Annotated in this window: 15 protein-coding genes; 11 read left to right on the plus strand and 4 right to left on the minus strand. The window is 72.1% G+C overall.

Annotation, left to right across the window (positions count from 1 at the left end; translation table 11 throughout):
• Positions 1-46: 46 nt before the first annotated feature.
• A complete protein-coding gene (locus ACI2L3_RS13595; protein WP_404752894.1) occupies positions 47-811 on the plus strand; it encodes a thioesterase II family protein in 765 nt (254 codons plus the stop codon).
• Between the two features lie 40 nt (positions 812-851).
• Here the strand turns inward: ACI2L3_RS13595 and ACI2L3_RS13600 are convergent, their stop codons facing one another.
• Both ACI2L3_RS13600 and ACI2L3_RS13605 read right to left on the minus strand, forming a co-directional pair.
• Positions 852-1,613: a LuxR C-terminal-related transcriptional regulator gene (locus ACI2L3_RS13600; protein WP_404752533.1), complete on the minus strand. Its 762-nt coding sequence runs from the start codon at positions 1,611-1,613 to the stop codon at positions 852-854.
• A 360-nt stretch (positions 1,614-1,973) separates the two neighbouring features.
• Positions 1,974-3,527: a methyltransferase gene (locus ACI2L3_RS13605; RefSeq protein ID WP_404752534.1), complete on the minus strand. Its 1,554-nt coding sequence runs from the start codon at positions 3,525-3,527 to the stop codon at positions 1,974-1,976.
• 275 nt (positions 3,528-3,802) lie between these two features.
• Between ACI2L3_RS13605 and ACI2L3_RS13610 the strand changes: the two genes are divergently transcribed.
• On the plus strand, positions 3,803-4,597 hold the full coding sequence (locus tag ACI2L3_RS13610) for a YqcI/YcgG family protein (protein WP_404752535.1): 795 nt from the start codon (positions 3,803-3,805) through the stop codon (positions 4,595-4,597).
• Here ACI2L3_RS13610 and ACI2L3_RS13615 read toward each other — a convergent pair.
• Positions 4,537-5,775, minus strand: a complete 1,239-nt coding sequence (locus tag ACI2L3_RS13615; protein ID WP_404752536.1) for a cytochrome P450 — start codon at positions 5,773-5,775, stop codon at positions 4,537-4,539. The genes ACI2L3_RS13610 and ACI2L3_RS13615 overlap by 61 nt on opposite strands.
• A 226-nt stretch (positions 5,776-6,001) precedes the next feature.
• On the opposite strand from ACI2L3_RS13615, the gene ACI2L3_RS13620 reads away from it, so the two are divergent.
• The 9 genes from ACI2L3_RS13620 to ACI2L3_RS13660 all read left to right on the plus strand — a co-directional run bounded on the left by ACI2L3_RS13620 (position 6,002) and on the right by ACI2L3_RS13660 (position 25,512).
• On the plus strand, positions 6,002-7,405 hold the full coding sequence (locus ACI2L3_RS13620) for a hypothetical protein (protein ID WP_404752537.1): 1,404 nt from the start codon (positions 6,002-6,004) through the stop codon (positions 7,403-7,405).
• A gap of 85 nt (positions 7,406-7,490) precedes the next feature.
• A complete protein-coding gene (locus tag ACI2L3_RS13625) occupies positions 7,491-7,721 on the plus strand; it encodes an MbtH family protein (protein ID WP_404752538.1) in 231 nt (76 codons plus the stop codon).
• Complete coding sequence (locus tag ACI2L3_RS13630) at positions 7,718-10,849, plus strand: type I polyketide synthase (RefSeq protein ID WP_404752539.1); 3,132 nt, start codon at positions 7,718-7,720, stop codon at positions 10,847-10,849. Before ACI2L3_RS13625 ends, ACI2L3_RS13630 begins: the two co-directional genes overlap by 4 nt.
• A 72-nt stretch (positions 10,850-10,921) precedes the next feature.
• A complete protein-coding gene (locus ACI2L3_RS13635; protein WP_404752540.1) occupies positions 10,922-13,954 on the plus strand; it encodes a thioester reductase domain-containing protein in 3,033 nt (1,010 codons plus the stop codon).
• Entirely contained in the window at positions 13,951-19,743 is a 5,793-nt protein-coding gene (locus ACI2L3_RS13640; protein WP_404752541.1) for an amino acid adenylation domain-containing protein, read from the plus strand. Before ACI2L3_RS13635 ends, ACI2L3_RS13640 begins: the two co-directional genes overlap by 4 nt.
• Before the next feature lie 14 nt (positions 19,744-19,757).
• Positions 19,758-21,254, plus strand: coding sequence for an amino acid adenylation domain-containing protein (locus ACI2L3_RS13645; RefSeq protein WP_404752542.1), 1,497 nt, complete (start codon positions 19,758-19,760; stop codon positions 21,252-21,254).
• A gap of 224 nt (positions 21,255-21,478) precedes the next feature.
• Positions 21,479-23,053 carry an MFS transporter gene (locus ACI2L3_RS13650; protein ID WP_404752543.1) on the plus strand — a complete coding sequence of 525 codons (1,575 nt, stop codon included), beginning with the start codon at positions 21,479-21,481 and terminating at the stop codon, positions 23,051-23,053.
• An 80-nt stretch (positions 23,054-23,133) separates the two neighbouring features.
• Positions 23,134-24,189: an NAD-dependent epimerase/dehydratase family protein gene (locus tag ACI2L3_RS13655; RefSeq protein WP_404752544.1), complete on the plus strand. Its 1,056-nt coding sequence runs from the start codon at positions 23,134-23,136 to the stop codon at positions 24,187-24,189.
• Between the two features lie 150 nt (positions 24,190-24,339).
• Complete coding sequence (locus tag ACI2L3_RS13660) at positions 24,340-25,512, plus strand: acyltransferase family protein (protein ID WP_404752545.1); 1,173 nt, start codon at positions 24,340-24,342, stop codon at positions 25,510-25,512.
• Between the two features lie 76 nt (positions 25,513-25,588).
• Here the strand turns inward: ACI2L3_RS13660 and ACI2L3_RS13665 are convergent, their stop codons facing one another.
• Positions 25,589-26,524, minus strand: coding sequence for a cation diffusion facilitator family transporter (locus tag ACI2L3_RS13665; RefSeq protein ID WP_404752546.1), 936 nt, complete (start codon positions 26,522-26,524; stop codon positions 25,589-25,591).
• Positions 26,525-26,802: the final 278 nt, after the last annotated feature.

Below are 26,802 nucleotides of genomic sequence, written 5' to 3' on the forward strand. Positions count from 1 at the left end.
TCGCCACGGGCAAAAGACATGCGGGAGAAGCAGCATGACGGCCGAAATGACAGATCCCGGGCGGTGGGTGCGCCGGCACCGGGCGCGTCCGGGGGCGCCTCGCCTGGCGTGCCTTCCGCACGCGGGTGGCGGCGCGAGTTCGTACCAGGGGTGGGGCCGGGGTCTCGCACCCGGGGTGGAGGTTCTGGCGGTGCAGTACCCGGGCCGCGAGGACCGGTTCGACGAGCCGCCCGCCCCGAGCATCGAAGCCCTGGCGGACGAGATCACCGCGGCGCTGCCGGTGACGCGCGAACGGCCGTTGGTGCTGTTCGGGCACAGCATGGGAGCCGTCGTGGCCTTCGAAGTGGCCAGGCGGATCGAGCGGGCCTGCCCTGGCGGGCTCGCCCGGCTGTGCGTGTCGGGGCGGCCCGCACCGCACGCGGCCCGCGCGTCGGCGGTGCACCTCCTGTCGGACGACGCGCTGGTGCAGGATCTGCGCGCGCTGGAGGGCACGTCGGACGCCGTCCTCGACAGCGCCGACTTCCGGTCCCTGTTCCTGCCGGCCATTCGGGACGACTACCGGCTGATCGAGACCTACCGGCCGGAGCCCGGGGCGCGGATCTCCTCCCCGGTCACGACCTTCTGCGGCACGGACGACCCGCATGTGCGCCCCGGGGAAATGCTGCGCTGGAGCGAAGTAACGGATGGGGAGTTCAGCTCCCGGGTCTTCGCCGGTGGCCACTTCTACCTGCACGAACGGCTTACCGAAGTGGTCGCCGACATGGCCCGGATACTGGGCGTGGCGCACGGCTGCGAAGTGCCGTCGGCATAGCCGTCGGTGTGGGGCGCCCGCGGTCCGGCGCCCCACACCGTCAGGCGGTGGAGCAGGGTTCCGTGACGGTTCCCGCGACGCCCATTTCGTAGGCGAGGATCACCGCGTCGACACGGTTGCGCAGGGCCAGTTTGCGGCAGATGCGGTTGAAGTGGGACTTGACCGTGGCTTCCGAAAGGACCAGCACGTCGGCGATCTGCTGGTTGGTGAGTCCCTGGGCGACGAGCTGGAAGATCTGCAGCTCGCGCGGGGTGAGCAGGGCGAGTTCGCCGGACGGGCGGAACGCGGCGGGCCGGTGGGTCCTGCGCAGCGCCTTGAGTACTTGGCCCACGATGGCCGGGCTCATGGCGGCGCCGCCCCGGGCGACGTCTCGTACGCCCGAGACGATCTCGGAGGATTCCCGCTTGAAGAGGAAGCCGCGCACACCCGCGCGGGCGGCGCCCAGCACCCGGCCGTCGGCGAGGCCGCCCTCGGAGGCCAGGAGCACCACACCGGTACTGCCGTCGGGCCGGTCCCCGACCAGGCGGCGGACCACGTCGAGGACGTCGGGGCCGGGGAGGTCGACGTCCATGAGGACCATGTCCGGGCGGTGAGCGCTCGCCAGTTCCAGCAGAGAGCTTCCGTTGCCCGCCTCGCCCTGGACGCGGAACGCCGGGTCGCTTTCGAAGAGCGCGCGCAATCCGCGGCGCACCAAGGGCTGCTCGTCGCCGAGCAGCAGCTTTATGCGGCCGTTGCACGCGGCCGTTCTGGACCGCGCGGGCATCCATTCATCCCGGCCGTCCACGGCTGGTATCGCACTCACGCCCCGCATTGCCAGTCCCCCATCAGACGAGTCATCACATCCGCCGGCTCGCTGCAAAGCATTGAACAGCGTGGGCCGTTATGAGCCACAGCCTATGTGAGCCTTACACAAAATAGACGGAAGCCAGTCCTCCGCTTTAGGTTGGCGCGATTTTCGCTCCCGTCGGCCTGACGGCAGCGGGCGAGGAGGCGCTACTTCCGCTCCAACTCCGAGCTTCCGCACTTTTTGCAATATGAAAACTGTTATCACTATGTATTACAGCTACACTTATTCAGCCACCGAGCCCCGCCTCTTACCGTCACCACATGCCGGACCAATCTGTGCATAAGGCAAGGAATTTGCCCGGCCGACCTTGCGGGATCAGGCCCACTGAATCGAGCGCAGCGCCTCCTCGGCGGTCCCGTCGCCGTGCGCGTCAGGCAGCGACTCGAGCAGCACGAAGCGGCCCGGCATCACGGACTCGGCGCCCTGCTCGCGCACATGGGCACGGAGTTTGACCGGGCTCAGGTTCTCCACCCGCCCGTACCAGGGCCGGTTGACGGGGAGGCGCGGCGGGGCGGGCTCCTCGGGGAAGCGCACCTCCGGCGCCGATGCCGCCGACGCGTCGTCGACGCGGACCAGACTCACGTCGAACGCCCCGTCGGGCAGGGAGCGGGCCCAGCTGAGGCGGACGGCGTAGGGCAGGTCGTCACCGAGCGACCAGATCTCCTCCGGGTCGACCCCGCTGCCGGCCTCGGCGCGGGCCCGGTCGAGCACCTCGGCCGCCACGGCGGGGCGGTCGGGCCGCGAGAGCAGTTCGCAGGCCAGGTGGTCGGAGAGCACGCGCGCGTTGGGCACACCGAGCAGTCCGAGCACCGCCGGGCGCTCGTCCTCGAGGTGGCGACGGAGTTCGGCCGCGCCCCAGCGGTCCCGCTCCCAGGGACGCCACTCGGGCACGGCGGCCTCACCGCCGGGCAGCCGGTCGAGGCGGATCACCACGTCGTAGCGGAACCTGTTCATCTCGGTGCGGCGCGCGCCCCTCCGCAGCAGCACGGCCACGTGCGCGACGCGCGGCAGCCGGCCGAGGAGGGAGGTGAAGTAGCTCGGGTCGATGATGAGTTCCGTGCCCGTGCAGCAGCGGCGCTCGACCAGTGCCTGCACCTTCTCGCTGGGTGCCCGCCGCGGAGCGCGGGACAGCTCCAGGCCCGCGCTGAACGCCCGGTTCACCGCCGCCGAGCGCACGTCCCCGATGAAGAGGTAGCCGCCCTCGTCCACCGCGTCGACGGCCTGGCGTACGACCCGGTCTAGATACTCCTCGTCCGGGAAGTACTGCGACACCGAGTTCACGACGAAGCCGTCGACGGAGCGGGGCGCCACCGCCGACAGGTCGTCCGCGGGTGCCTGGAAGACCTCCACACCGTCCGGCAGCCGGTCTCCGAACGAGCCGCGGATGCGGTCCAGCGCGCCCGCCGAGATGTCGCTGGCCAGATAGCGGTCGGTGCCGGGTGCGAGACGGTGCAGCAACAGGCCCGTGCCGCAGCCCACTTCGAGGATGCGCCGGGCACCCAGGCTCTTGATCCGGGTCACCGTGCCGTCCAGCCAGGCACGCATGTCGTCCTCGCTCAGCTCTCCCCCGGTGTAGCTGCTCAGCCAGCCCCGGATGTCGAAGGTGGGGTCGTCGGAGGCGGGCTGGGCGTAGACGTGGTCGTACACTCCCTGCCATTCGGCGACGTACTGCCGGCCGAGGGCGGCACCGTCGTCCGTGACGGCGTCGTTGCGGCGGGGGACCACATAGGCCGTGCGCACCGGCGTGCCGTCCGGCCTCGTCTCGGTCAGCACGGCGGAGCGCTCGACACCGGGGTGCGCGTCCAGGACGCGCTCCAGCTCCGCGGCGGCCGCCGCGCCTTCGAAAGTCCGCGCATCGAGAGCGGGCATCTGATTCTCCTTTTTCTGAGGGATAACGGCGGTCCGGCAAGGGATAACGGCGGTCCGGTAAGGGATAACGGCGGTCGGCTTTTCCCGCAGCACCACCGAAAGATGCCGCACATCCTACGGTTCACGCAACACCCCGTGCCTGCACACTGAGTTGCAGAGCGGAATGCCTACTCAAGTTGGAAGACCCGCACCGACGGGCACTGGTAGCGTCCTCGCCGATCGGTGCCCGGGGGTCAGGGCAGCGCAAGGGAAAGCTACCGGCGGGGTGAATTCACATGACAGAGAACGTCATCGGAGATATACCCGAGTGGGGAACCGCATGCATTCGGGAATTGCAGGAGACACTCCTGTCGGACACTTCGCCCTTTCCCTGTACCTTCGCGGTGTCGGGGACCAAGCGGAACAGTCTGCGCTTCGGCTTCGTGGAGTCCCTCGACGACCGGAGCACGTGGGACGGACTCGGCGACACGCTCACCGAGTACCTGGACGGATACCGCGAACTGGGCCGCGAGACCTCGCTCATCGTCTTCTTCCGTCCCGACGGCCGCACGCGCACGATGGACGAGTACCGGGACAAATTTTGGTCGGTGCTCCAGCATCTGCACGACACGGACGAGAGCCCGTGGCCCGCCGAGGTGCCCCGGGACACGGACGACCCGTGGTGGGAGTTCAGCTTCGGCGGCACTCCGATCTTCGTGGTCTGCAACACCCCGGCGCACGTGCTGCGCCGCAGCCGGCACAGCCCCGTCTTCTTCATCACCTTCCAGCCGCGCTGGGTCTTCGAGGAGTTGGGTGCCGACACGCCGCCCGGGGCCGCGGCGCGGCGCATCATCCGCAAGCGGCTCAGCCGTTACGACGCCGTCGAGGCGTCCCCGGAACTGGGCTCGTACGGCGACCCGGACAACCGGGAGTGGCGGCAGTACTTCCTGGCCGACGCCCCGGAGGGGCCGGAGACCGGAGAGGGCCGCTGCCCCTTCCGGTCCCATGACGCCGAGCCCGTTCCCGCAGGTCAGGCGAGAGGGCTCGACAGCACCATGCGCTTGGAGCCGAGGACGGTCGGTGAGGTGTAGGGGACGGGCGGCTCGGCGAAGCGCAGTTCACCACAGCGCTCGAGGAACATCCCCAGCGCGATCCGGGCCTCCATCCGGCCCAGTGGCGCGCCGATGCAGAAGTGGATGCCGTGCCCGAACGACAGGTGCGGGTTGGGGCTGCGGGTGATGTCGAAGGTCTCCGGGTCGGTGAACTGGCGCTCGTCGTGATTGGCCGAAAGGACCCAGGAAGCCACCATCACGTCCGCCGGGATGTCCACCCCGCCGAGTGTGGTGTCGCGCGTGGTCAGCCGGTACGCCAGCGGGGCGGGCGGGCTGTAGCGCAGCACCTCCTCCAGGGCGCCGGGGACCGCCGAGGGGTCCTCGCGCAGAGCGGCGAGGGCCGCGGGGTTCTCGTCGAGGCAGATCAGGCTGTTGCCGAGGAGCAGGGTGGTGCTGATGTGCCCGGCGAGCAGCAGCATGAGGGTGATGGTGAACACCTCGGTCTCGCTGAGCCGTTCACCGTCCACCTCCGCGGCCACCAGCCGGCTGAGCACGTCGTCGGACGGTTCGCGCCGCCGGTGGGCGGCGTGGTCGAGGATGTAGTCCTGCATCTCAAGGAGCAGTCCGGCCATGTCCTGCGGCAGGTGCAGGCGCTCGGCGTCGACGGCGCCCGCGTCGTGGTTGGCGGAGACCAGTGCGTCGGCCCAGCCGCGGAACATCCCGTGGTCGGCCGCCGGGACACCGAGCAGTTCCGCGATGACGGTCACGGGCAGCGGATTGAAGAACCCGGTCACCATGTCCATCTCGTTCCGGCCCGCCATGGCGTCGAGGAGTCCCGCGGTGATCTCGGTGATCTTGCCTTCGAGTTCGAGCACGGCGCGCGGGGTGAGCGCCTGACCGACCAGCTTGCGCAGCTTGCTGTGGCGCGGTGGGTCGGTGACGCTCAGATGCCCCTCAAGGAGGTTCGGCACCGGGCGGCCGTCGGACGTGGTCTGTGCCGCTCCCGCGTCGGGCGGCACCAGTCTGCCGAAGTCCGAGGAGAACGTCCGCGGGTCCTTCAGCATCTGCTGGGTCTCGGCGAAGCCGAATACCTGGCAGGAGCGAGTGGTCTCGTCCCAGAGCACCCGGTTCTCCCGACGGTTTCGGGCCAGCCACTCACGCAATAAGCGGCCGCCGTCCTCACTCCCGGGCGGCGGACTGGTCACGGTCTCGGTCATCGCTCCACTCCCTATTCGCGGCCGTGTTCGGGTTCACGGGTCGGCCGGCCCAGCCACCATAACCATCGCGGCGGTCACTTGCCCAGAAGCCTCAACTGCTGGTGGGAGACGGCATTTCCACCCCTGGTTGGACGACTCCCGTCGAACCCCGTTGTTAGCTTCTTATCCGCTCGAGGCCGCATGGAACAGTGCGTCACTCCGGCGCCGAAGAAAGGGAAAAGAACTCATGTCCCCTGTTTCGCGTATCAAGAGCGCGCCGGACGATCCCAATGGAATCGTCCGGCGATACGCAGCGAATTCACCTTTCCGCAGCGCGACGGCGGAAGAACTGGTCAACGAGGACAATCCGTTCCGGCGGCCCGTCCGCCCGCACGACCTGGGTTTCCTCGACTACGGCACGCCGCTGACCGCCGACCGTGCGCTGCGGCTGAGCGGTCTCCTCGGTCACCGGATGCTGCGCACCGTTCACGACGCCGACCAGCTGTTCGTGCGGGCCGGCGGCGACGACCACCCGAGCGCCGCCGACGCAGAGGCGTTCCACTCGCTGGACAACCGCGTCCTGGCACTGCGGGCGGGCCAGGTCCTCGAGAACCACCTGTTCCACTGGCTGGGCGAGGAGCACACTCCGCCGGAGGGCGGACCCGACGCCGTCACCCGCCATGTGCAGGGCGTCCTGGAGGAGCGGCGGGCGCGCCCCGGCCGGGCCCTCGACGTGGCCCGGTCCTGCCGCCACCGCACCGAGGCGGCGACGTTCGCCCTGGTGCAGCTGACGGCGGCGCGCCCCGCGGTGCAGAGCGCCGTGAGCCGCGGCCTGCTCGGCGACTACGGCACCGCGCACGCCGCACTGCGCGGGCTGCTGCTCGACGACCTCCGCGACCGCGCGGACCGCACGCCGCACTACCGGGCGCTGCTGGCCGGTGCGGAGCTGTCCCCCGAGCCGTACGCCTACTGGCAGTTCCTGCTCGGCTCGTCGCTGGCGGGCGCCAACCACCTGCACTCGGTGGCCCGCGACCGCGCGCGCCTCGGCGAGTTCCTGGGCGCCTGGGTCCACCACCGCCTGGACGAGGCCGTCACCGCGGCCGCGTACGCCGAGGTGTTCCAGGACGCGTTCGGCGACGAGGGCGCCGCGTACTTCACCGGGGTGCGCCCGCTGACCGGGGAGGGCGTGGCCGAACTGACCGGAGCGCTGCTCGGACCGCTCGTCGCGCGGTTCGGCGCCGACGCGGCGCTCTCCTTCCACCGCGGCTTCGAGGACGCGCGGCGGCTCGCCGCGCTCTCGGACGAGGACCTCGCCGTGCAGCTGGACTGGGCGGACCGGCTCGACGAGTACAAGGTCAAGGCGGAGAAGCTGGACGCCCTGATCTCGGAGAACGGCATCGAGGTCGACCTGGAGACGTTCGTGGAGTCCCACGAGGAGACCTCCACCACCCATGTCCACGACGACCACCGGCTCGTCGTCGTGGAGGTCGGACAGATGCACTTCTGGAACAACGTGGGCCACATGATCCCCATGGAGGAGGGCGACAAGCTCCTCATCCCCGCCGAGCGGCTGCACGGCTCGATGGTCCGGTCGGGGACCTGCACCTACCACCAGCCCGTCATCTCCGAGGAGTTGCTCGGCCAGGTCTGAGCCGGCTGCCTCCGCCCCTCCCCGCATGCCCCTCCCCGCACGCCGCTCCCAGGGCCGCCGCCCGGTACTTCGCGAAGGACTTCCGGTGACACATCCGGCAACAGACGAGCAGGACGACAGCGCGTACCGCGTCGTCGTCAACGACGAGGAGCAGTACGCGCTGTGGCCGGCCGACCGGGCCGACCCGCCCGGCTGGTACCCCGAGGGCACCACGGGGTCCCGCGTGCGGTGCCTGCGCCGCATCGAAGAGGTCTGGACGGACATGCGCCCGGCGTCGCTGCGGCGCCTGATGGACGAGCGGGCGACGGGGCGATGACCGAAGACGCGTACGGCGACGGCCCAGGGCGGCGCGGAGAGCAGGGCGAGCACGGGGACGACCGGATCGCGGTCGTGGGATTCTCCGGCCGCTACCCGGGGGCGTCCTCGCCCCAGGAGTTCTGGAAGCTGCTCCTCGACGGCCGGGAGGCGCACACCGAGTTCACCGAGGAGCAGCTGCGCGCGTCCGGAGTGCCCGAGGCGCTCCTGGACGACCCTCGTCTGGTGCGCCGCCGTCCGGTCCTCGACGGGGTGGAGTTCTTCGACGCCGACTTCTTCGGCTGCACTCCGCGCGAGGCCGAGCTGATGGACCCGCAGCAACGGCTGTTCCTGGAGTGCTCCTTCGAGGCGCTCCAGTCGGCCGGGTACGATCCGGCGGCCTTCACCGGGTCCATCGGAGTGTTCGGCGGCGGCGGGCCGACCTCGTACTGGCAGCGTCACCTGTCGGCGGATCCGGCCTATCTGCAGGATGTGGGCGAGTTCCAGGCGCTGCTGGGCAACGAGAAGGACTTCCTCGCCCCGCGGGTCTCCTACCGGCTCGACCTGCGCGGGCCGAGCATGAGCGTGCTCACGGGCTGTTCGTCGTCCCTGGTGGCGGTGCACCTGGCGGTGCAGAGCCTGCTGGGCGGCGAGAGCGATCTGGCCCTCGCGGGCGGCGTCACCGTGTACTTCCCGCAGCGGGCGGGCTATGTGCACAACGAGGGAGGGGTCAACTCGCCCGACGGCCACTGCCGGGCGTTCGCCGCCGAAGCCAACGGCACCGTGCCGGGGGACGGCGCGGGCGTGGTGGCCCTCAAGCGCCTCGCGGACGCGCTGGCGGACGGCGACCAGGTGCTCGGCGTACTCCTCGGCACGGCCGTGAACAACGACGGCGCGCACAAGGTGGGCTTCACCGCGCCGAGCGTCGGCGGGCAGGCGGAGGTCGTCGCCGAGGCCCTGGCCGTCGCCGGGGCCGAGGCCGAGTCGATCTCGTACGTCGAGGCGCACGGCACCGGGACCCCGCTGGGCGACCGGGTGGAGGTCGCCGCGCTGACGGAGGCGTTCGGCACGGAGAAGCGCGGCTACTGCACGCTCGGCTCGCTCAAGCCGAACATCGGCCACACGGACACGGCGGCCGGAGTGCTCGGCCTGATCAAGGTGCTGCTCGCGCTGGACCACGAGGCGATCCCGCCGCTCGTCAACTGTGCGGTGCCGCACCCCGACATCGACTTCCCCGGCACCCCGTTCCGCGTCAGCTCCGAACCGACGCCGTGGCCCCGGGGCACCGAGGCGCGCCGCGCGGGCATCAGCTCCTTCAGCGTGGGCGGTACCAACGCCCACGTCGTCGTGGAGGAGCCGCCGCTCCCGGCCCCGTCCCCGGCCGACGGCCGTCCACAACTCCTGGTGCTCTCCGCTCTCGGCGACGCCTCGCTGCAGCGTTCCGGGGCCGCGCTCGCGGATGCCCTGCGCACCGATTCCGCACCGGACCTGGCCGACGCCGCGCACACGCTGCGCGTCGGGCGGCAGGCCTTCGGCCACCGCATGGCGCTGGTGTGCCGGGACCGCGCGGATGCGGTGGCGGCCCTGGACGGCACGGGCATCACGCCCGTCACCGTGGGCCGCGTCGACCCGGCCGGGCCCACCCCTGACGTGGCGTTCCTCTTTCCCGGACAGGGCAGCCAGCGCCTCGCCATGGGGCGCGGGCTCTACGAGACGCAACCGGCGTACCGCGCCGTCGTCGACGAGTGCGCCGAGCTGCTCGCCCCCGAGCTGGGCGAGGACCTGCGCACGGCGCTGTTCCCCGGCCCCGGCGGCGCCGCCGCCCTGGACCGGGCGGCCCGGCGCCTCACCGAGACACGGCTCGCCCAACCGGCCCTCTTCACCACGCAGTACGCCCTGGCCCGGCTGCTCGGCGACTGGGGGGTGCACCCCGCCGCCCTGCTCGGTCACAGCGTCGGCGAGTTCACCGCCGCCTGTCTGTCCGGCGTCCTGGACCTGCCGGACGCGCTGCGCATGGTCGCCCTGCGGGGCCGGCTGCTCCAGGACTGCCCGCCGGGCGCCATGGCCTCCGTGCCGCTGTCCGCCGAGCGGGTGCGCGAACTGCTCGGTGCCAGGGACGACGTGTCCGTGGCGGCGGTCAACGGACCGGAGCAGACCGTGGTCTCGGGCCCGGTCGCGGCCCTCGACGAGGTGACCGGGCGGCTCGTGGCCGACGGGTACACCGTCACCGGGCTGCGGACCTCGCACGCCTTCCACTCGGCGCTCGTGGCCTCCGCCGTCGAGCCGTTCACGACCGCCATGGCCGGGGTGCGGCTCAACGCGCCCGCCGTGCCGTTCGTGTCGAACGTGACCGGCACCTGGATCACTCCGGAGCAGGCCACCGACCCCGCCTACTGGGGACGGCAGCTGCGTGCGCCGGTGCTGTTCGGGGACGGCCTGCGAGCCCTGCGGGAGGCGCCCGCACGGACGCTCCTGGAGGTCGGTGCGGGCAACACGCTGCGGGCCCTCGCCGGACGCGGCACCGGTTCCGGCGGCGCTCCGGTGATCCCCACGCTCGGCGCGGACCAGGACGCGGCCGACGCCGGGCCCCTGCTGGAGGCCGTCGCCCAACTGTGGTGTCTCGGTGTACCCGTGGACCTCGGCGCGCTCGGCGGGGACGGGCGGCGGCGCCGGGTGGCATTGCCGACCTACCCCTTCGAGCGCCGGCGCTACTTCGTCGACGTCCCCGCCGGCGGTGCGACGGTGCCCACCGCTCCCGCCGCCACCACCGGGCCGTCCGACGGAGCGGCCGGGGCCACCGGGGCACCGGAGGAGTCACGCCTCACCCGGTACGAGCGGCCCGAGCTGCCCACCGCGTACACCGCGCCCCGTACGCCACTGGAGAAGACGGTGGCGGAGGTCTGGCAGGACGTCATGGGCGTCACACCGGTCGGGGCGCACGACAACTTCTTCGACCTGGGCGGGCATTCGCTGGTCGCGGCACAGGTGGTCACCCGGCTCCAGACGCTGCTGCCGGTCACCCTCACCGTCACCGATCTGCTCTCGCAGGCGCAGACCGTCGCCCAGATGGCCGGAGTCGTCGAGCAGCGGCTGCACGAGAAGCTGCTCGGCATGTCCGACGACGACGCCGCGCGGCTGCTCGGCGAGTGACGCCGGGCCTCCACCGGCCCACGACAACATCCCAGCGCCCGCCACCGGGCACGAGCGAAGGTTGACGCCCCCATGGTTCCACCCGGTCCCCTCGCGGACGGCGCAGAGCTGTCCGTGACGAAACAGCGGCTGATGGAGAAGTGGCTGGCCGGCGGCGCGGGACAGCAAGGGCCCCGCATTCCCCGCCGGGGCCTCGCCACGGCCGACCTGTCCTTCGCGCAGGAGCGCCTGTGGTTCCTCGCCCAACTGCACCCGGAGAGCTCGTACCACCACATGGTCGAGGCGATCCGGGTCCGCGGCCCACTCGACAGGGACGCCCTGAAGTGGGCCCTGGAGCAGGTCGTACGCCGTCATGAGGCGCTGCGCACCGTCTTCCACGTGCACGCCGGCGAGCCCCGTCAGGTCGTCCTCGCGGAGCAGCCGGTCGACTTCGGCGTGGACGCGCGGGTACGGGGCGAGGACGAGGCGGTCGAGCTGCTGCGGCGGGACTCCGACCGGCCCTTCGACCTCGAGCGGGGCCCGCTCATCCGGTTCCTCCTCACCCCGCTGGGCCCCGCCGACCACGTCCTGATGGTGACCATGCACCACCTCGTCGGTGACGGCATGTCGATGGGCATCCTCTTCCGGGAGCTGTTCGCCTGCTACGCGGCCCGCGTCGAGGGGAAGGAGGTGCCGGCCCTCCCCGATCTCCCGCTCGGTTACGCGGACTTCGCCCAGTGGCAGCGCGATCTGCTGCGCGGCCCCGAGCTGGAGCGGCGCCTCGCGCACTGGAGCCGGGCACTGCGCGAACCGCTGCCCACCCTGGACCGTCTCACCGACCGGCCCCGGCGGGGCCGCACCAGTCTGCGCGCCGTCAGCCGGGCCTTCACTCTCACCGAGCCGGTGGCGACGCGGCTGCGCGCGCTGGCCCGCGAGCGCCAGGCGACCCTCTTCATGGCGCTGCTCGCCGGGTTCAACACCTTGGTGCACCTGCGCTCGGGCGACGAGGACATCGTCACCGGATCGGTGGTGCACGGCCGCGACGAGCCCGAGGTGGAACACCTCATCGGCTTCTTCGCCAACACCCTGGCCCTGCGCTTCGACCTGTCGGGGAGCCTCACCTTCACCCAGATCCTCGAGCGGGTGCGGCAGACCTGCCTGGAGGCGTACGCCCATCGCGACACCCCGATCGAGGTGGTCGCCGCCGAGTTGCGCCCGGGGCGCAACGGCGGCGACAACCCGCTGTTCCAGGCGGCCGTGGTGGAGGAGAACCCGGCCGGGGCGGCGCGCATGGGCGACTTGGAGGTGGCGGCCTTCGACTTCGGCCTCGACAGCTCCGAGTTCGACCTGGTGCTGCACTACTGGGAGACCGACGGGCGCGTCGAGGGCGGGGTGCGCGGCAGCGTCGACCTGTTCGACCCGGAGTCCGTCGACCGGTTCACGGCGGAGCTGGAGCGGCTGTTCACCGCGGTGCTCGACGCACCTGATGTGCCGGTGGCGGAACTCGGCCTCCTCGATGCCCCGCCGGATCGGGAATCCGCGACGGTCGGAGCAGCGGCCCCGGACGCGGCTGCCGCTACGGAGGACCGCGACGCGGCGGACGGCGACGCGGCGCTCACCGCCACCGAGCGGGAGGTCGCCGCCGTCTGGCGCGAGGTGCTCGGCCTGCGTGAGGTGGACCCCGACGAGGACTTCTTCGAAGCGGGCGGGCATTCGCTGCGGGCCGTGCGGGTGCTGCTGCGGCTGCGCGAGCGGCTCGGCGTGGACCTGCCGGTCCAGGTGTTCTTCGAAGCGCCCACGGTGACCGCGCTGGCCGCCGTGTTCGACCGGGCGCGCGCCGCCGGGGGCGCCGGGGCCGGGCAGGAGGACACGGCCGACGCGGAGGCGGCGGTGCTGCGTGCCGACGCCGCCCTGGACGAGGACATCGTCTGTGCCGGCACTCCCGTGGACCCGGAGCGCGTCGTCGCGCCGGAGCACCTGTTCCTGACCGGGGCCACCAGCTTCCTGGGCGCCCATCTGCTGGCCCAGCTGCTGCGTGTGACGGGGGCACGCCTCCATGTCCTGGTGGACGCCGAGGGGCCCGGTGAGGCCGAGCGGGCCCTTGCCCGGGCCTTCGCCCGCTTCCGCCTCGACGTGCCGATGGAGCGGGTGACCGTTCTGGCGGGCAGTCTGCGCGAGCCGCTGCTCGGCCTGTCACCAATGGCGTTCACGCGCCTAGCGGGCACCGTCGACGCCATCCACCACGTCGGCTGCGAGGCCAACCTGGCCCAGCCCTACCGGCGGTTGCGGGCGGCCAACGCGGGCGGCACCACGGAGGTGCTCAGGCTGGCGGCGCGGGGCCGGACCAAGCCGGTGCACTACGTCTCGTCGCCCGGCGTGCTCTTCGCGCGCGACACCGAGCCGGGGGTCCTCCGCACCGACGGCAGGGTGCCCGCCGAAGCGGTCCTGCCCTCCGGCTATGTGCGCAGCCGGTGGGTGGCCGAGGAACTGATCGACGAGGGCAGGCGGCGCGGCGTGCCGGTCTCCGTGTACCGGCCGGGACGGCTCGGCGGCGACTCGGTGAGCGGCAGCGGCGATCCGGAATCGGCGTTCTGGCGGTTCATCGGCGCCTGCGCCGAACTGGGCACGGTGCCCGACTTCGGGGTGGACGCCGACTTCGACCTGGTGCCCGTCGACTTCGCCGCCGCGGCCCTCGCCGAACTGTCGCTGCGGGTGGGCGCGTTGGGCGGCACCTATCACCTCGCCAACCCGGCGCGGACCCGGCTCGACACGGTCGTGGCCCGGCTGCGGGCGACCGGATACCGGCTCGTGGAGACCGACCCGGAGGACTGGGCCCGACTGGTGTCCAAGGACGTCCTCGACGCGGGCGGCGACGAGGGTTCGGTGCCGGTGGCCGCGCTCACGGGCGCCTCGCACGGCATGCCCGGCTTCGGCAGCCTGCGGCTCGACGTCTCCGGCACGCTCGACGCGCTCGCCGGGACCGGGGTGAGCTGCCCGGTCGTGGACGCTCCGCTCATCGACCGCTATGTGGCCCACCTCGTGGGCGCGGGGCTGCTGCCCCGGCCGGACCGCGCCGGCCGAGACCCCCGAGACTCCCGAGACCTCCGATCGGAGAACATCGCATGAGCACCGACCTCGCCCGTGGCACCGGCGGTGCGGTGCCGCGCGGCCCCCGCCTGCCGCTGCTGCCCTCGCCGTCGCCCGACGGTCCCCGCGTCAGCCACTCGGTGGTCCTGGAAGCCGGCCGGTGGCGCGCGATCGACGAGCGGGCGCGGGCCACGGGCCTGGACGCGACCGCCGTACTGCGCACCGCCTTCACCGAGGTCCTCGGTCTGTGGTCGCGGGACCCCCGGTTCGCGCTGCGGGACCGCGCGGCGGACGGCTGCCGCGTCCTGGTGGCGGACGCGCTCGCGGACGGCGGTTTCGCCGGCCGCGCCGCCGCGCAGTCCCCGTGGGTCACCTGCACGACGCCGGACCTCGACCCGGCGGCCGGGGCCACCGAAGCGGAGCTCGATCCGCTGGTCGAGTTCGCGGACGCCGTGGCCGGTGAACCGGTGTCGGCGCCGCCCGGCGCGGTTCCGGTTCTGGCGCTGCGGGTGGTGACGGCGGACGACGGGATCGAGGCCGTGTGGGAGTACGCGTCCGGCGTGCTGCCCGGGGGCATGGTGGCCGACATGGCCGAGTCCTGGCTGGGGCTGCTGACCTCGCTGGCCGGGGATCCCGCGGCCTGGCGGGCGGCGGCCTCACCGGTGCGGCTGCCGGCCGCCCAGGAGAAGCAGCGCGCGGAGGTCAACTCGACCGCGGCGCCGGTGCCCGCGGGGCTGTTGCAGGAGGCCGTCGCACGGGCCGCCGGGGCCCGGCCCGCCCACACCGCGATCGTCTCCGGCGAACACAGGATTTCCTACGGCGAGTTGATGAGCCGGGCCCGTCGCATCGGACGTCGGCTCAGGGAGCTGGGAGCGCGGCCCGGCGAGCCCGTCGCGGTGTGCATGGAGAGGGGCTGGGAGCAGCCCGTCGGCCTGCTCGGCGCGCTGGAGTCCGGGGCCGCGTGGCTGCCGCTGGACCCCGGGCTGCCTGCGGACCGCAGGCAGCGGCTGCTGGAGATGACCGGCGTACGCCTCGTCCTCACGCAGCGGAAGGTGGCCGGGCGGTGGGAGTGGCCGCGGGACGTCACCGTGCTCGCGGTGGACGACGACGCGCCCTGGGAGGGCGTCGGCGACGGTCCGCTGACGGCCGCGCAGAGCCCCGAGGACCCCGCCTACGTGCTGTTCACCTCGGGTTCCACGGGCACTCCCAAGGGAGTGATGGTCCCGCACCGGGGCGCGCTCAACACGCTGCTGCACGTGATCGAGCGGTACGGCGTGACGGAGCGGGACCGGGCCATCGGCCTCTCGGCGATGAGCTTCGACCTGTCGGTCTGGGACATGCTCGGCACGCTGTGCGCCGGGGCCACGCTGGTCCTGCCGGACGCGGGCACCGATCGCGACCCCGGGCACTGGCTGGACCTCGTGCGCCGGGAGGGCGTCACCACCTGGCTGGGTGCTCCGGCCCTGTTCGAGCTGTTCTGCGAGCAGGTGGAGCGTGACGACGAGCCGTGGGTCGAGTCGCTGCGGCTGCTGGTCATGGGCGGCGACTGGATCCCGCTGTCCCTGCCCGGGCGTGCCAGGGAGATCGCGCCGGACGTCCGGTTCGTCGGACTCGGCGGCAACACCGAGGCGTCGATCCTCTCCAGTACGTTCGACGTGGACGAGGTCGACCCGGCCTGGTCCAGCATCCCGTACGGCACTCCCCTGCCCAACCAGACCCTGCACGTGCTCGACGCGGCGCTGCGGCCCAGGCCGGTGGGCGTGCCCGGTGATCTGTACATCGGCGGGGCGGGGCTCGCACTGGGTTACTGGCGCGACCCCGAGCGCACGGCCCAGGCGTTCCTCAGCCATCCGGTGACCGGCGAGCGGCTGTACCGCACCGGCGATGTGGCGCGGTTCATGCCGGACGGCAATGTGGAGTTTTTGGGCCGCGAGGACTTCCAGGTGAAGCTGGACGGCCACCGGATCGAGCTGGGCGAGATCGAGACAGCGCTCCGGGCGCACCCGTCCGTCGGTTCGGCGGCGGTCGTCGCCCTGCCGCGCCAGGACGGCGAGTTGGGCAATCAGGCGCTCGCCGGGTACGTGTCCCCGGCCGCCGGTGCACGGCCCTCGGTGACGGAGCTGCGCGAGCACGTCGCCGGACGCCTTCCGCACTACATGGTGCCGGCGCATCTCCAGGTGCTGGAGGCGCTGCCGCTCACCGCGCACGGGAAGGTGGACCGCAAGGCACTGCCCCGGCCCGGCACCGTGTCCGGCGAGGTCTTTGCGGGCGCGCCGCGCACCGAGCTGGAGGAGCTGGTGGCCGGTCTGTGGTCGGAGCTCCTGGGTGTGGACCGGGTGGGCGTGCACGACACGTTCTTCGAGCTGGGCGGCAACTCGCTGCTCGGGATCCGGGTGATGAACCGGCTGCGTGAGCGGCTCGGCCTGGAGCTGGACCCGCACAGTGTGTTCCGGCACCGCACGGTGGCCGAGCTGAGCGAGGTGATCGAGCGGGCGCGAACCCGGTCCGGCGACGGCCCGGACGGCGCCGCCCTGCCGGCCGTGCGCCCCGCCCCGGAGGCGGCGTACGAGCCGTTCCGGCTGACCGACCAGCAGCAGGCGTACTGCGTGGGCCGCACCGGTTCGCTGTCCTCCGGGAACGTCTCCGCGCACATGTACCTGGAGTTCGAGGGCGCGCGCCTGGACGTGCCACGCTTCTCGGCCGCCTGGCAGCGGGTGGTGGACCGGCATCCGATGCTGCGCGCGGTGGCGCTTCCCGAGACGATGACCCAGCGGGTCCTCGAGTCGGTGCCGCCGTACGAGATGCCGGTCGTCGATCTGCGGACGGCGGACGAGGACAAGGTCCGCCGGGGCCTCGCGGAGATCCGCGAGCGCTACTCGCACGAGGTGCGCCCCGTGGACGTCTGGCCGCTCTTCGACGTGGTGGTGGCCGAGCTGCCCGGCGACCGGTTCCGGGTGCACTTCAGCATCGACGCGCTCTGCGCGGACTTCGCCAGCATCCGCGTCCTGTGGGACGACCTGACGCTGTTCTACGCGGATCCGGACGCGGACCCGGCGCCGCCCCCCATGGCGTACCGGGACTATGTCCTCGCGACGGCGGACCTCTCCGGCACGGAGGCGCACCGGCGCTCGGCGGAGTACTGGGCGCGGCGGCTGCCCGACCTCGCGCCCGCGCCGCGGCTGCCCATGGTGCGCACCCCGGAGTCGGTGGAGCAGCCGCGGTTCGTCAGGCGGTCGGTGCGGCTGACGGCCGACCGCTGGCGACAGGTCACCGACCGGGCCGCGGAGGCGGGGCTGACCCCCGCCGGCCTGCTTCTCGCGGTGTACGCGGAGGCGCTGGTGCCGTGGGCACAGACACCCCGGTTCACGCTCAACGTCACCAACCTCAACCGGCTGGGCGCGCACCCCGACGTCAACGACACCGTCGGCGAGTTCGCCTCGTTCGCCCTGGTCGAGGTGGACGCCGCCGCGTCCGGCGACTTCACGGAGCGGGCGCGCCGGGTGCAGGAGCAGCTGTGGAGCGACCTGAGTCATTCCTACGTCAGCGGCGTCCATCTGCTGCGCGAACTGATGCGGCTGCGCGGCGGGTTCGACGGTGCGCTGATGCCGGTGGTGTTCACCAGCGCGGTGCCGCTGAGCGGCGGCAAGGGCACGCTCCTCGACGGTCTGCTGCGGCAGACGGGCGGCATCACCCAGACCCCGCAGGTCTGGATGGACCTCCTCACCGAGGTGCAGGACGGTGACCTGATGGTCAACTGGGACGTGAACGAGGTCCTGTTCGACCCGGAGATGGTGGACGCTGTGTTCGCCGGGCTGAGCTCGCTGCTGGAGCGGCTGTCCGACGACGCCACCACCTGGACGGCGCCGGAGCCATTGGACACGCCCGTGCGGCGGGGCCCGGACGGCGGGGAGTTCGGCGACGGCGGCTGCCGCCCGCTGCCGGAGCGGCTCGTGCAGGACGACTTCCTCGATCAGGTGGCCGCGCGCCCCGACCAGGTGGCGGTCGTCGCCGACGGCCGGACACTGACGTACGGGGAACTGCACCGCGAGGCCTGCCAAGTGGCCGGGTGGCTCCGGGCGAACGGCGCCTCGCCGGGCAGACCGGTCGGTGTCGTACTGGACAAGGGCTGGGAGCAAGTCGTCGCCGTCTACGGCGTGTTGTACGCGGGATCTCCCTATCTGCCCGTCGACGCGGAGGCCTCGCCCGGGCGCGTCGCGGGGCTGCTCGACCAGTGCGAGGTCGACCTGGTCGTCACGGCGCGGGACCTCGCCCACCTCGCGGGCGAGCGGCGCGTCCTGTGCCTGGACGCGCTGCCGGCCGAGGTGCGAGCGGCGGACCCGGTGGCGCCGGAGCCGTCGGCCGGACCGTCCGATCTGGCCTACGTGCTGTTCACCTCGGGCTCGTCCGGGCGGCCCAAGGGCGTGATGGTCGAACACCGGGGCGTCGTCAACGCCCTGCGCGAGACCGTCGAGACCTTCGCGATCGGTCCTGGCGACCGGGGACTCGCGCTGACCGCGCTGCACCACGACATGTCCGTGTTCGACTTGTTCGGGGTGCTCGGCGCGGGCGGAACGCTGGTGATGCCCCGGGCCTCGGAGCGGCGTGAGGCGGCGCACTGGGCGCGGCTCATGAGCGAGCACGGCGTGACCGTGTGGAACTCGGTGCCCGCGATGATGGAGATGCTGGTGGAGCACCTGGGTCCGGTGAACGGACCGCTCGGCGGACTGCGGCTCGCCTTCCTGGGCGGTGACTGGCTCAACGTGGCCACGGTGCGCCGGCTCTCCGAGGACGCGGGCGTGCGGGTGGTGAGCGTGGGCGGGCCCACCGAGACCACGCTGTGGAACATCTGGCACCCCGTGGACGGACCGGCCACGGAGCGGCGGAGCATCCCCTACGGCACGCCCATCGCCAACACCCGCTACCGCATCCTCGACGAACGCATGCGGGACCGCCCGGTCTGGGCGACCGGTGAGATGTACTGCTCCGGAGTGGGGCTGGCACGCGGCTACTGGGGGGACCCGGAGCGGACCTCGGCCTCGTTCGTGACGCATCCGCGGACCGGCGAACGGCTGTACCGGACCGGTGACCTGGGGCGCTTCCTGCCGGACGGGAGCATCGAGTTCGTGGGCCGGGCCGACTTCCAGGTCAAGGTGAACGGGCACCGGATCGAGCCGGGCGAGGTGGAGGCGGCCCTCCTCGCGCACCCGGGTGTCGGCGCGGCCGTGGTGTGCGGGCAGCGGCGCGCGGACCGGCAGGGCCACCGGGGCCTGACCGGATACGTCGTACCGGCCGCCGGGAGCACGGCCGTCACGGACGCCGTGCTGCGGGAACATCTGCGGGCCGTGCTCCCGGAGCACATGGTCCCTTCGGTGTTCGTGACACTGGACGCACTGCCGCTCAACGCCAACGGCAAGGTGGACCGGTCGGCGCTGCCCGAGCCGCGCCCGGAGCCCGCCCCGGCCATGGGGGACGCCCCGCGCTCCGCCGTCGCCGAGGTGTGCGCGCAGGTGTGGGCGCAGGTGCTCGAAGTGGAGAGGGTCGGCGACCAGGACAACTTCTTCGCCCTCGGCGGGGACTCCGTCCTGGCCACCCGGATCGTGACACGGCTGCGCCAGGTCTTCGCCTCGGACGCGGTGTCGCTGCGCACCGTGTTCCTCTCGCCGACGGTAGCGGGCCTGGCGGCGGGGGTGATCGCCGCCGAGGAGGCGCCGGGGCGGGCCGAGGCGATGGCCGACGTACATCTGCGGGTCGCGCGGATGTCGCCGGAGGAGGTCGAGCGCGAGCTGTCGGCCCGCCGCGCCGCGGCCGGAAGCGGAGCGGGAGCGTGAGCGCGGGTGGGAGCGTGAGCGCGGCTGGGGCACGCCGCCCCCGCCTGCACGAACTGGTGGCGCGGCAGGCGGCGTTGACGCCGGACGCGGAGGCCGTCGTGAGCGGCCGGGAGCGGCTCAGCTACGGAGAGCTGGAGGAGGCGGCGCAACTCCTCGCCGGGCATCTGCGCGGCCTCGGTGCGGGTCCGGAGACCCTGGTCGGCATTTGTCTGGGGCGTTCGCCGTGGATGGTGGTGGCGATGCTCGCCGTCCTCAAGGCGGAGGCGGCGTACGTGCCGATCGACCCCGCGTTCCCGTTGGAGCGCAGGGAGTTCATCCTGCGCGACAGCGGCGCGGAGCTGATCGTCACCGACGAGGCGGTGCGGAGGAAGTGGGCGGACCGGCCGGGCACGGTGGTCTCGCTCGACCGCGACTGGGACCGCATCGCCATGGCGGAACCGCGGACCGGGGAGGGCACGGGCGCGGACACGCAACTGGCGTACGTCCTCTACACCTCGGGCTCCACCGGGCGCCCCAAGGGCGTCGCGGTGGAGCACCGCAGCGCGGCGGCGTTCCTGGACTGGGCGCTCGGCCTCTTCACCCCGGATGAGCTGCGGTACACCCTGGCGTCCACGTCCATGTGCTTCGACCTGTCGGTCTTCGAGCTGTTCGCGCCGCTGGCGGCGGGCGGCACGGTGGTTCTCGCGGAGACGGTCTTCCATCTGCCGGTGGCCGCCGCGGACCGGCCGGTGACGCTGGTGAACACCGTGCCCAGCCTCCTCCTCGACCTGCTGCCCTCCGGATCGCTGCCCCCGTCGGTGGTGACGGTCAATCTGGCCGGTGAGGCGCTGCCCTCCGCGCTGGCCCGCCGGCTGTACGCGACGGGCACGGTGGAGCGGGTCTACAACCTGTACGGCCCGTCCGAGGACACCACGTACTCGACCTGGAGCCTGGTGGGGCGGGACGCGGACAAGCCGTTGATCGGCCGTCCCGTCACGGGCACCACCGCCCACGTCCTCGACCCCGAGGGGCGCCCGGTGGCGGACGGCGAGGTCGGGGAGCTGTATCTGGGCGGCGAGGGTCTCGCACGGGGATACCTGGGCCGTCCGGCCCTGACGGCGGAGCGGTTCATCCCGGACCCCTTCTCCGGCCGGCCGGGCACGCGTCTGTACCGGACCGGCGACCTCGCGCAACGGCTTCCGGACGGGCAGCTCGACTATCTGGGACGCGCCGATCAACAGGTGAAGGTGCGGGGCCTGCGCATCGAACCCGGCGAGATAGAGGGGGTGCTGATGGAGCACCCCGGCATCCGGCGCGCCGCGGTGGTCGCCCGGTCCGGGAGCGCGGACGAGGTCGGTCTCGTGGCGTATGTGGTGAGCGGGGAAAGCACCGACTTCACCGCGGTGCGGCGGTTCCTGCGGGAGCGGCTGCCGTCCTACATGGTGCCGGGGCTGTTCGTGCCGGTGGAGTCCATCCCGTTGACGGTGACGGGAAAGGTGGACGTGGGAGCGCTGCCCGTGGTCGCCACATGACCGGGCGACGTCTTCACCATTTCGTCGCATACGGGTGTGGCTCATTAATTTCGACGCGCTCTTAAAGCCACGTAAACCGAGTGCTACACTCACGCAACCATGCGCGGTAAGGCAAGCCTTACCCAGAATGGCGGCGCCGCTCCGGAATTGAATCGGTAACGATTTTCAATGCACCGCGCAGGGCCGGACGGAGCCGCCGCACCACGTCATCGGAAGAGGAATTCGTGAGCGCCACGGATACCACGACGAGTCGCGAGGCTCGAATCGTCCTGATTATCACCGTCGTAGCGTCGGCGCTATTGGTTATCGATATCACCATCGTTTCCGTAGCGTTACCGGAGATCCAGTCGGATCTCGGAGGCTCGCTGGCCGCCCTCCAGTGGATCATCATCGGCTACACGGTCACGTTCGGCGCCTTCCAGCAGGCGGCGGGCTCGCTGTCGGACCGGCTCGGCAGGCGGTCCATGTTCATGGGCGGCATCGCCCTGTTCACCCTCTCCTCGCTGGCCTGTGGCCTCGCGCCGAACGCCGTCTCGCTCGACATCGCCCGCTGTGTGCAGGGCGTGGGCGCCGCCTTCGTGCTCGCCAACGCGATGCCGCTGATCGCCCAGGTCTACGACGGGCAGAGCCGCAACATGGCCATCGCCGTCTGGGGCACCACCCTCGGCGCCTGCGGTGCCGTCGCCCCGGTCATCGGCGGTCTCCTCGTCGACCTCACCGAGTGGCGCTACCTCTTCCTGATCAATGTGCCGATCGGCGCGGTCGCGCTCTTCCTGTGCCGCACCCGGCTGCCTCTCGACCCGCCGCGCAGCTCGCTCGCCGGCATCGACTGGACCGGCGCCGGTCTGCTCGTCGTCACCCTCGGCCTGGTCAACTTCGCCCTCACCCGCGGCGAGGACCAGGGGTGGGGCTCCGCCGCCACCCTCACCCAGCTCGGTGTCTCCGCCGTGCTCCTCGTCGGCTTCCTGCTCCTGGAGCGGCGGGTCGCCACACCGACCCTCGACCTGACCCTGTTCAAGGTGCCGACCTTCGTCGCGGCCACCCTGATCGCCTTCTTCTCCCGCTTCGCCACCATCGGCGGCTCGGTCTACTACATCCTGTACTTCCAGAGCGCCCGGGGGCTCAGCCCGCTGGAGACCGGCCTGATGATGATGGCCATCTTCGCGCCGCAGCTCGGCATGGGTCTTGTCGCCGGGAAACTCCAGGCCAAGTACTCCCCCTCGCACATCATCGGCGCCGGCTTCGGCATCCTCGCCCTCGGCGGACTCGCCATGTCCTGGGCCTTCGACCAGGGACACAGCATCTGGGCGGCCCTGCCCGGCCTCCTGCTGTGGGGCGTGGGCGGCGGCCTCGCGGGCAGCCCGTCCATGTCGCTCGCGGTCAACGTGGTGCCCAAGGAGCGCGCGGGCATGGCCTCCGGCGCGATCAACAGCCTCTTCATGTTCGGGGCCGGCATCGGCGCCGCGATCTTCGGTGTCCTGTTCCGCAGCCGCATCGAGGACCAGGCCGGCGGCGGTCTCCGCACGGGCACGGCCGACCACGACACCGTGGTCTCCGCCGCCGCCCAGGGCGACATCTCCCGAGCCCTGGAGCACGTGCCCGACGACCTCGCAGGACAGGTGCGCCGCACCCTGGAATCAGCCATCGCCGACGGCGCCTCGTTCGTGATGCTGTGGGCCTCGGTGGTCTGCGTCGGCACGGCCGCCGTCGCTCTCACCCTGGTCCGCAAGAAGGACCTGCTCACCGGTGCCCCCGAACCCGCCGAGGAAGAGGACAACGCGGCACCGGAACCGGCCTGACGGCCCGGGGGCGGCTCCCCTTTCGGGGCCGCCCCCACCTCTTTCCCACCCGCCGTACGACCGCATGCCAGGAGCCCGCGATGCCCACCGACTCCACCGCCGCTCCGCTGCGCCTGCTGGTCCTCGGCGGCACCGGCTTCGTCTCCGGCGCCGTCGCCGCGGAAGCCGTCGCCCGCGGCCACGACGTCACCTGCGTCGCCCGCGGCACCGGCGGCACGCCGCCGCCCGAGGGGGCGCGGCTCCTGCGCGCCGACCGGAACGCACCGGAGGGTCTCGCTCCGCTGCGCGGCACCCGCTTCGACGCGGTCGTCGAGACCGCGACGCTCTCCCTGCCCTGGGTCCAGCGGGCCCTGCGCGACGTGAGCGCCGGCCACTGGACGTTCATCTCCTCGATCAGCGTGTACGCCGACACCTACACCCGCGGCCAGACGGCCCGCACCGCACGGCTGCGCCCCGCCCTGCCCGACGCCGCAAGCTATGACCCCGCCCACGACCCGGAGCCCTCCCAGGCGACGTACGGAGGGGTGAAGCTCGCCTGCGAGCAGGCCATTCGCGAGGCCACGGGCGACGCGGCCTTCGTGGTCCGCCCCGGTCTGATCGTGGGCCCCGGTGACGACATCGGCCCCTTCGGCTACTGGCCCCTGCGAATGGCGCGCGGCCGGGCCACCGCCGTGCCGCCCGCGGCCGGCGCCGACGGCCTGGCGCTGCCCGCGCAATGCGTCGACGCGCGGGACCTGGCCGCCTGGATCGTCGAGCAGGCGGCGGCGCGTGCGTCCGGGGTGTACGACGCGGCCGGTCCCCCGGTGACCCTGGACGCGCTGCTCCACGAGGTCGCCGACGCCGTGGGGCACGGCAGCCTGGAGCTCGTGCCGGTGCCCGAGGACATACTGCGGGGCGCCGGAGTGCGGGAGTGGACGGGCCGGCCCTCGATGCCCCTGTGGCCGCCTCGTGAGCTGCACGGCGCGCTCGCCCGGGACGTCACGTCGTCCTTCGAGGCGGGACTGCGGGCCCGGCCGGTCGCCGAGACGGCACGGGCGGTGCTGCGCGACCGCCTCGGACGCGGCGCGGGCACGCCCCCGGTGGCGGGTCTGACGCCCGTCGAGGAGGCGTCGCTGCTGCGCCTCGCGGGCGCCTGAGGAGCGCCTGAGGAGCCCCCGAGCAGTCGGGCGCCGCCCGCTCGGAAACCCCGTCGTGCAACCGGAGTTGGACGGCACGATGCCATCCCGGGGTGGCATACATCAGGCCATGTCCGTTGATACGTTCGGCGCGTTTTTGACGCTTCGAACATGTCAGGAGACGCCGTGGCAACGGCCGTGCCGCCCCTTCCCTCCGCCGCGAGACTGCCCTCGCTGACCGGCCTTCGCTTCGTCGCCGCGTTCGCCGTCTTCGCCTCGCACGCCTATCTGGCGATCTGGTTCGACGGCGTGTGGCAGGGCAACACCCCGGCCATGGTCGCGCTGATCACCGCGCGTTCCGGGGTCGGATTCTTCTTTCTGCTCAGCGGATTCGTCCTGGCCTGGTCGGCGCGGCCCGGCGACAGGGCGGTCTCCTTCTGGCGGCGGCGCGCGGCGAAGATCTATCCGGTGCACGCGGTGACCTGGTTCGCCGCGCTCGTCATGATCAACTGGACGGGTGGCCAGGTCGCCGCCCGGCAGGCCGTCCCCAACCTGTTCCTCGTGCAGTCCTGGTCCCCCGTGTTCGACGTCTACGACAGCGTCAACGGAGTCTCCTGGTCGCTTTCCTGCGAGGCGTTCTTCTACCTGGCCTTCCCGCCGCTCATCCATCTCGTCCGCCGTATACCCGCCCGCAGGCTGTGGGCCTGCGCCGCCGCCGCGGCCCTTTCGGTGATCGCCATGCCCCTGGTGGCCACCGTCGCGTTCGCCTCCGAACCGAAGTTCTTCGCCTTCCCGGTGACACTGCACCAGTACTGGTTCGTCTACGCCTTCCCCCTCACCCGGTTGCTGGAGTTCGTGCTCGGCATCCTCATCGCCCGCGCGGTCCTGGAGGGCACGCGGGTGACGGTGCGCTTCCGGCACGCACTGCCCGCGCTGGCCGTCGGCTACCCCCTCGCGCTCCAGGTGCCGTTCCTGTACGCGATATCCGCGGTCCTCGTCGTCCCGATGGCGCTGCTCGTGCTGGCCGGCGCGGGGGCCGACATCCGGGGTTCGCGCTCACCGGTGCGGTGCCGTCCGATGGTGTGGCTGGGGGATGTCTCGTTCGCCTTCTACATGGTCCACATGCTCGTGCTGACGCACGTCTACCGTCTGATCGACGAGGAGCACACCGCCTCCGACGGTGTCAGGGCCGGGTCCGTCGTGCTCATCCTCGGTCTCTCCCTGCTGGCTGCGTGGGCGGTGAACGCCCTGGTGGAACGGCCGCTGACCCGGCGCTGGGGATCGGGCAGGCCCACGCGTCGGAGGACCGAGGCGCCGCTCGACGAGAAGCCTGTGGCCCCCTGAACCGTGCGGACACGGACCAGGGGACCACGAGGTGGACCGCCCCGTCGGGGGATGCCAGGGCGGTCCGGCCGAGGGGTCAGTGAACCGGGGACTCCTTGCGCAGGACCGTGCCGTGCGGCTCCTCGCAGTGCTGCCCTGCCTCGGCCGCGCCGGCCTCGGCGAGCCGCTCGGGAGCGTGGTCCACCTCCAACGTGGCGTGCGTGATGCCGTGGTCCGCACGCAACGTGGCCTGGATGCTCTTGCGCACCGCGTGGCAGTCGCCGTCGGCCTCCACCAGCACATGGGCCGAGAGCACCGGCTGGCCGGAGGTGAGCTCCCAGATGTGCAGGTCGTGGACCTCCACCACGCCGTCGTGGCTCACCATCCCGCTGCCCACGTCACTGGGGTCCAGGTCGACGGGCGCGGCCTCCAGGAAGATCCTTCCCGAGGCCCGGACCAGTGAGACGCCGGACCGGACCATGAGCACGACCACGATCATGGAGGCGATGGAGTCGGCCCTGGCGAAGCCGGTCGTCATCACGACGGCACCGGACACCGCCGTCGCGATGAAGCCGTAGAGGTCGGTGATGATGTGCTGGAAGGCGCCCTCGACATTGAGCGAGGACCGGTTGGCCTTGGACATGCACCACGCCGCGGCGATGTTCACCGCCACGCCCGCGAGCGCGGTCACCAGCACCAGGCTGCCGCCCACCTCCGGCGGGTCAAGGAGCCGCTCGATGTTCTCGTACGTCAGCCAGGCCGACAGGAGCAGCAGGGTGAGCCCGTTCGCCTGGGCCGAGAGGATCTCCGCGCGCTTGAAGCCATAGGTGAAGCGTCCGCGCACCGGCCGGTTCGCGAGCTTCATCGCCCACAGGGCCAATGCGATCGCTCCCGCGTCCGAGAGCATGTGCGCCGCGTCCGCCAGCAGGGCCATCGACTGCGCGGCGAACGCGACGACGACTTCCACCGCCATGTAGGCGACGATCAGAGCGAGCGCGAGGGATAACCACCGGCGGTCGGCGTCCTCGGCCACCGCATGGCTGTGCCCCGCGTGTCCATGGCCGTGGTCGTGCGCGTGAGCATGGCCGTGCGCATGAGCGTGTTCACGATCGGTACCGCTCCGGTCCATTTCCGTACCGCCGGCATGCTGACGCCCCTGTTTCATCGAATTCCCATCGCATCGCTGTGCGGATCCACGGACAAGGGAAGTGAAGCGCATCAATCACGCGATTTCAAAGGCTGCAATGAAGATGGTTATCGATTACCTGGACCCTTGGCGGTGAATTCCGTAATCCGGCCGGGTGCCACCTG

This window comes from Streptomyces sp. NPDC029674 (assembly GCF_044903205.1).
Classification (GTDB): Bacteria; Actinomycetota; Actinomycetes; order Streptomycetales; family Streptomycetaceae; genus Streptomyces.

Excerpts from the sequence above, each read along its gene's own strand:
- ACI2L3_RS13635 (WP_404752540.1), top strand. The coding sequence starts at position 10,922 with ATGGTTCCACCCGGTCCCCTCGCGGACGGCGCAGAGCTGTCCGTGACG.
- ACI2L3_RS13660 (WP_404752545.1), top strand. The coding sequence starts at position 24,340 with ATGTCAGGAGACGCCGTGGCAACGGCCGTGCCGCCCCTTCCCTCCGCC.
- ACI2L3_RS13595 (WP_404752894.1), top strand. The coding sequence starts at position 47 with ATGACAGATCCCGGGCGGTGGGTGCGCCGGCACCGGGCGCGTCCGGGG.
- ACI2L3_RS13615 (WP_404752536.1), bottom strand. The coding sequence starts at position 5,775 with ATGACCGAGACCGTGACCAGTCCGCCGCCCGGGAGTGAGGACGGCGGC.
- ACI2L3_RS13655 (WP_404752544.1), top strand. The coding sequence starts at position 23,134 with ATGCCCACCGACTCCACCGCCGCTCCGCTGCGCCTGCTGGTCCTCGGC.
- ACI2L3_RS13640 (WP_404752541.1), top strand. The coding sequence starts at position 13,951 with ATGAGCACCGACCTCGCCCGTGGCACCGGCGGTGCGGTGCCGCGCGGC.
- ACI2L3_RS13630 (WP_404752539.1), top strand. The coding sequence starts at position 7,718 with ATGACCGAAGACGCGTACGGCGACGGCCCAGGGCGGCGCGGAGAGCAG.
- ACI2L3_RS13620 (WP_404752537.1), top strand. The coding sequence starts at position 6,002 with ATGTCCCCTGTTTCGCGTATCAAGAGCGCGCCGGACGATCCCAATGGA.
- ACI2L3_RS13610 (WP_404752535.1), top strand. The coding sequence starts at position 3,803 with ATGACAGAGAACGTCATCGGAGATATACCCGAGTGGGGAACCGCATGC.
- ACI2L3_RS13605 (WP_404752534.1), bottom strand. The coding sequence starts at position 3,527 with ATGCCCGCTCTCGATGCGCGGACTTTCGAAGGCGCGGCGGCCGCCGCG.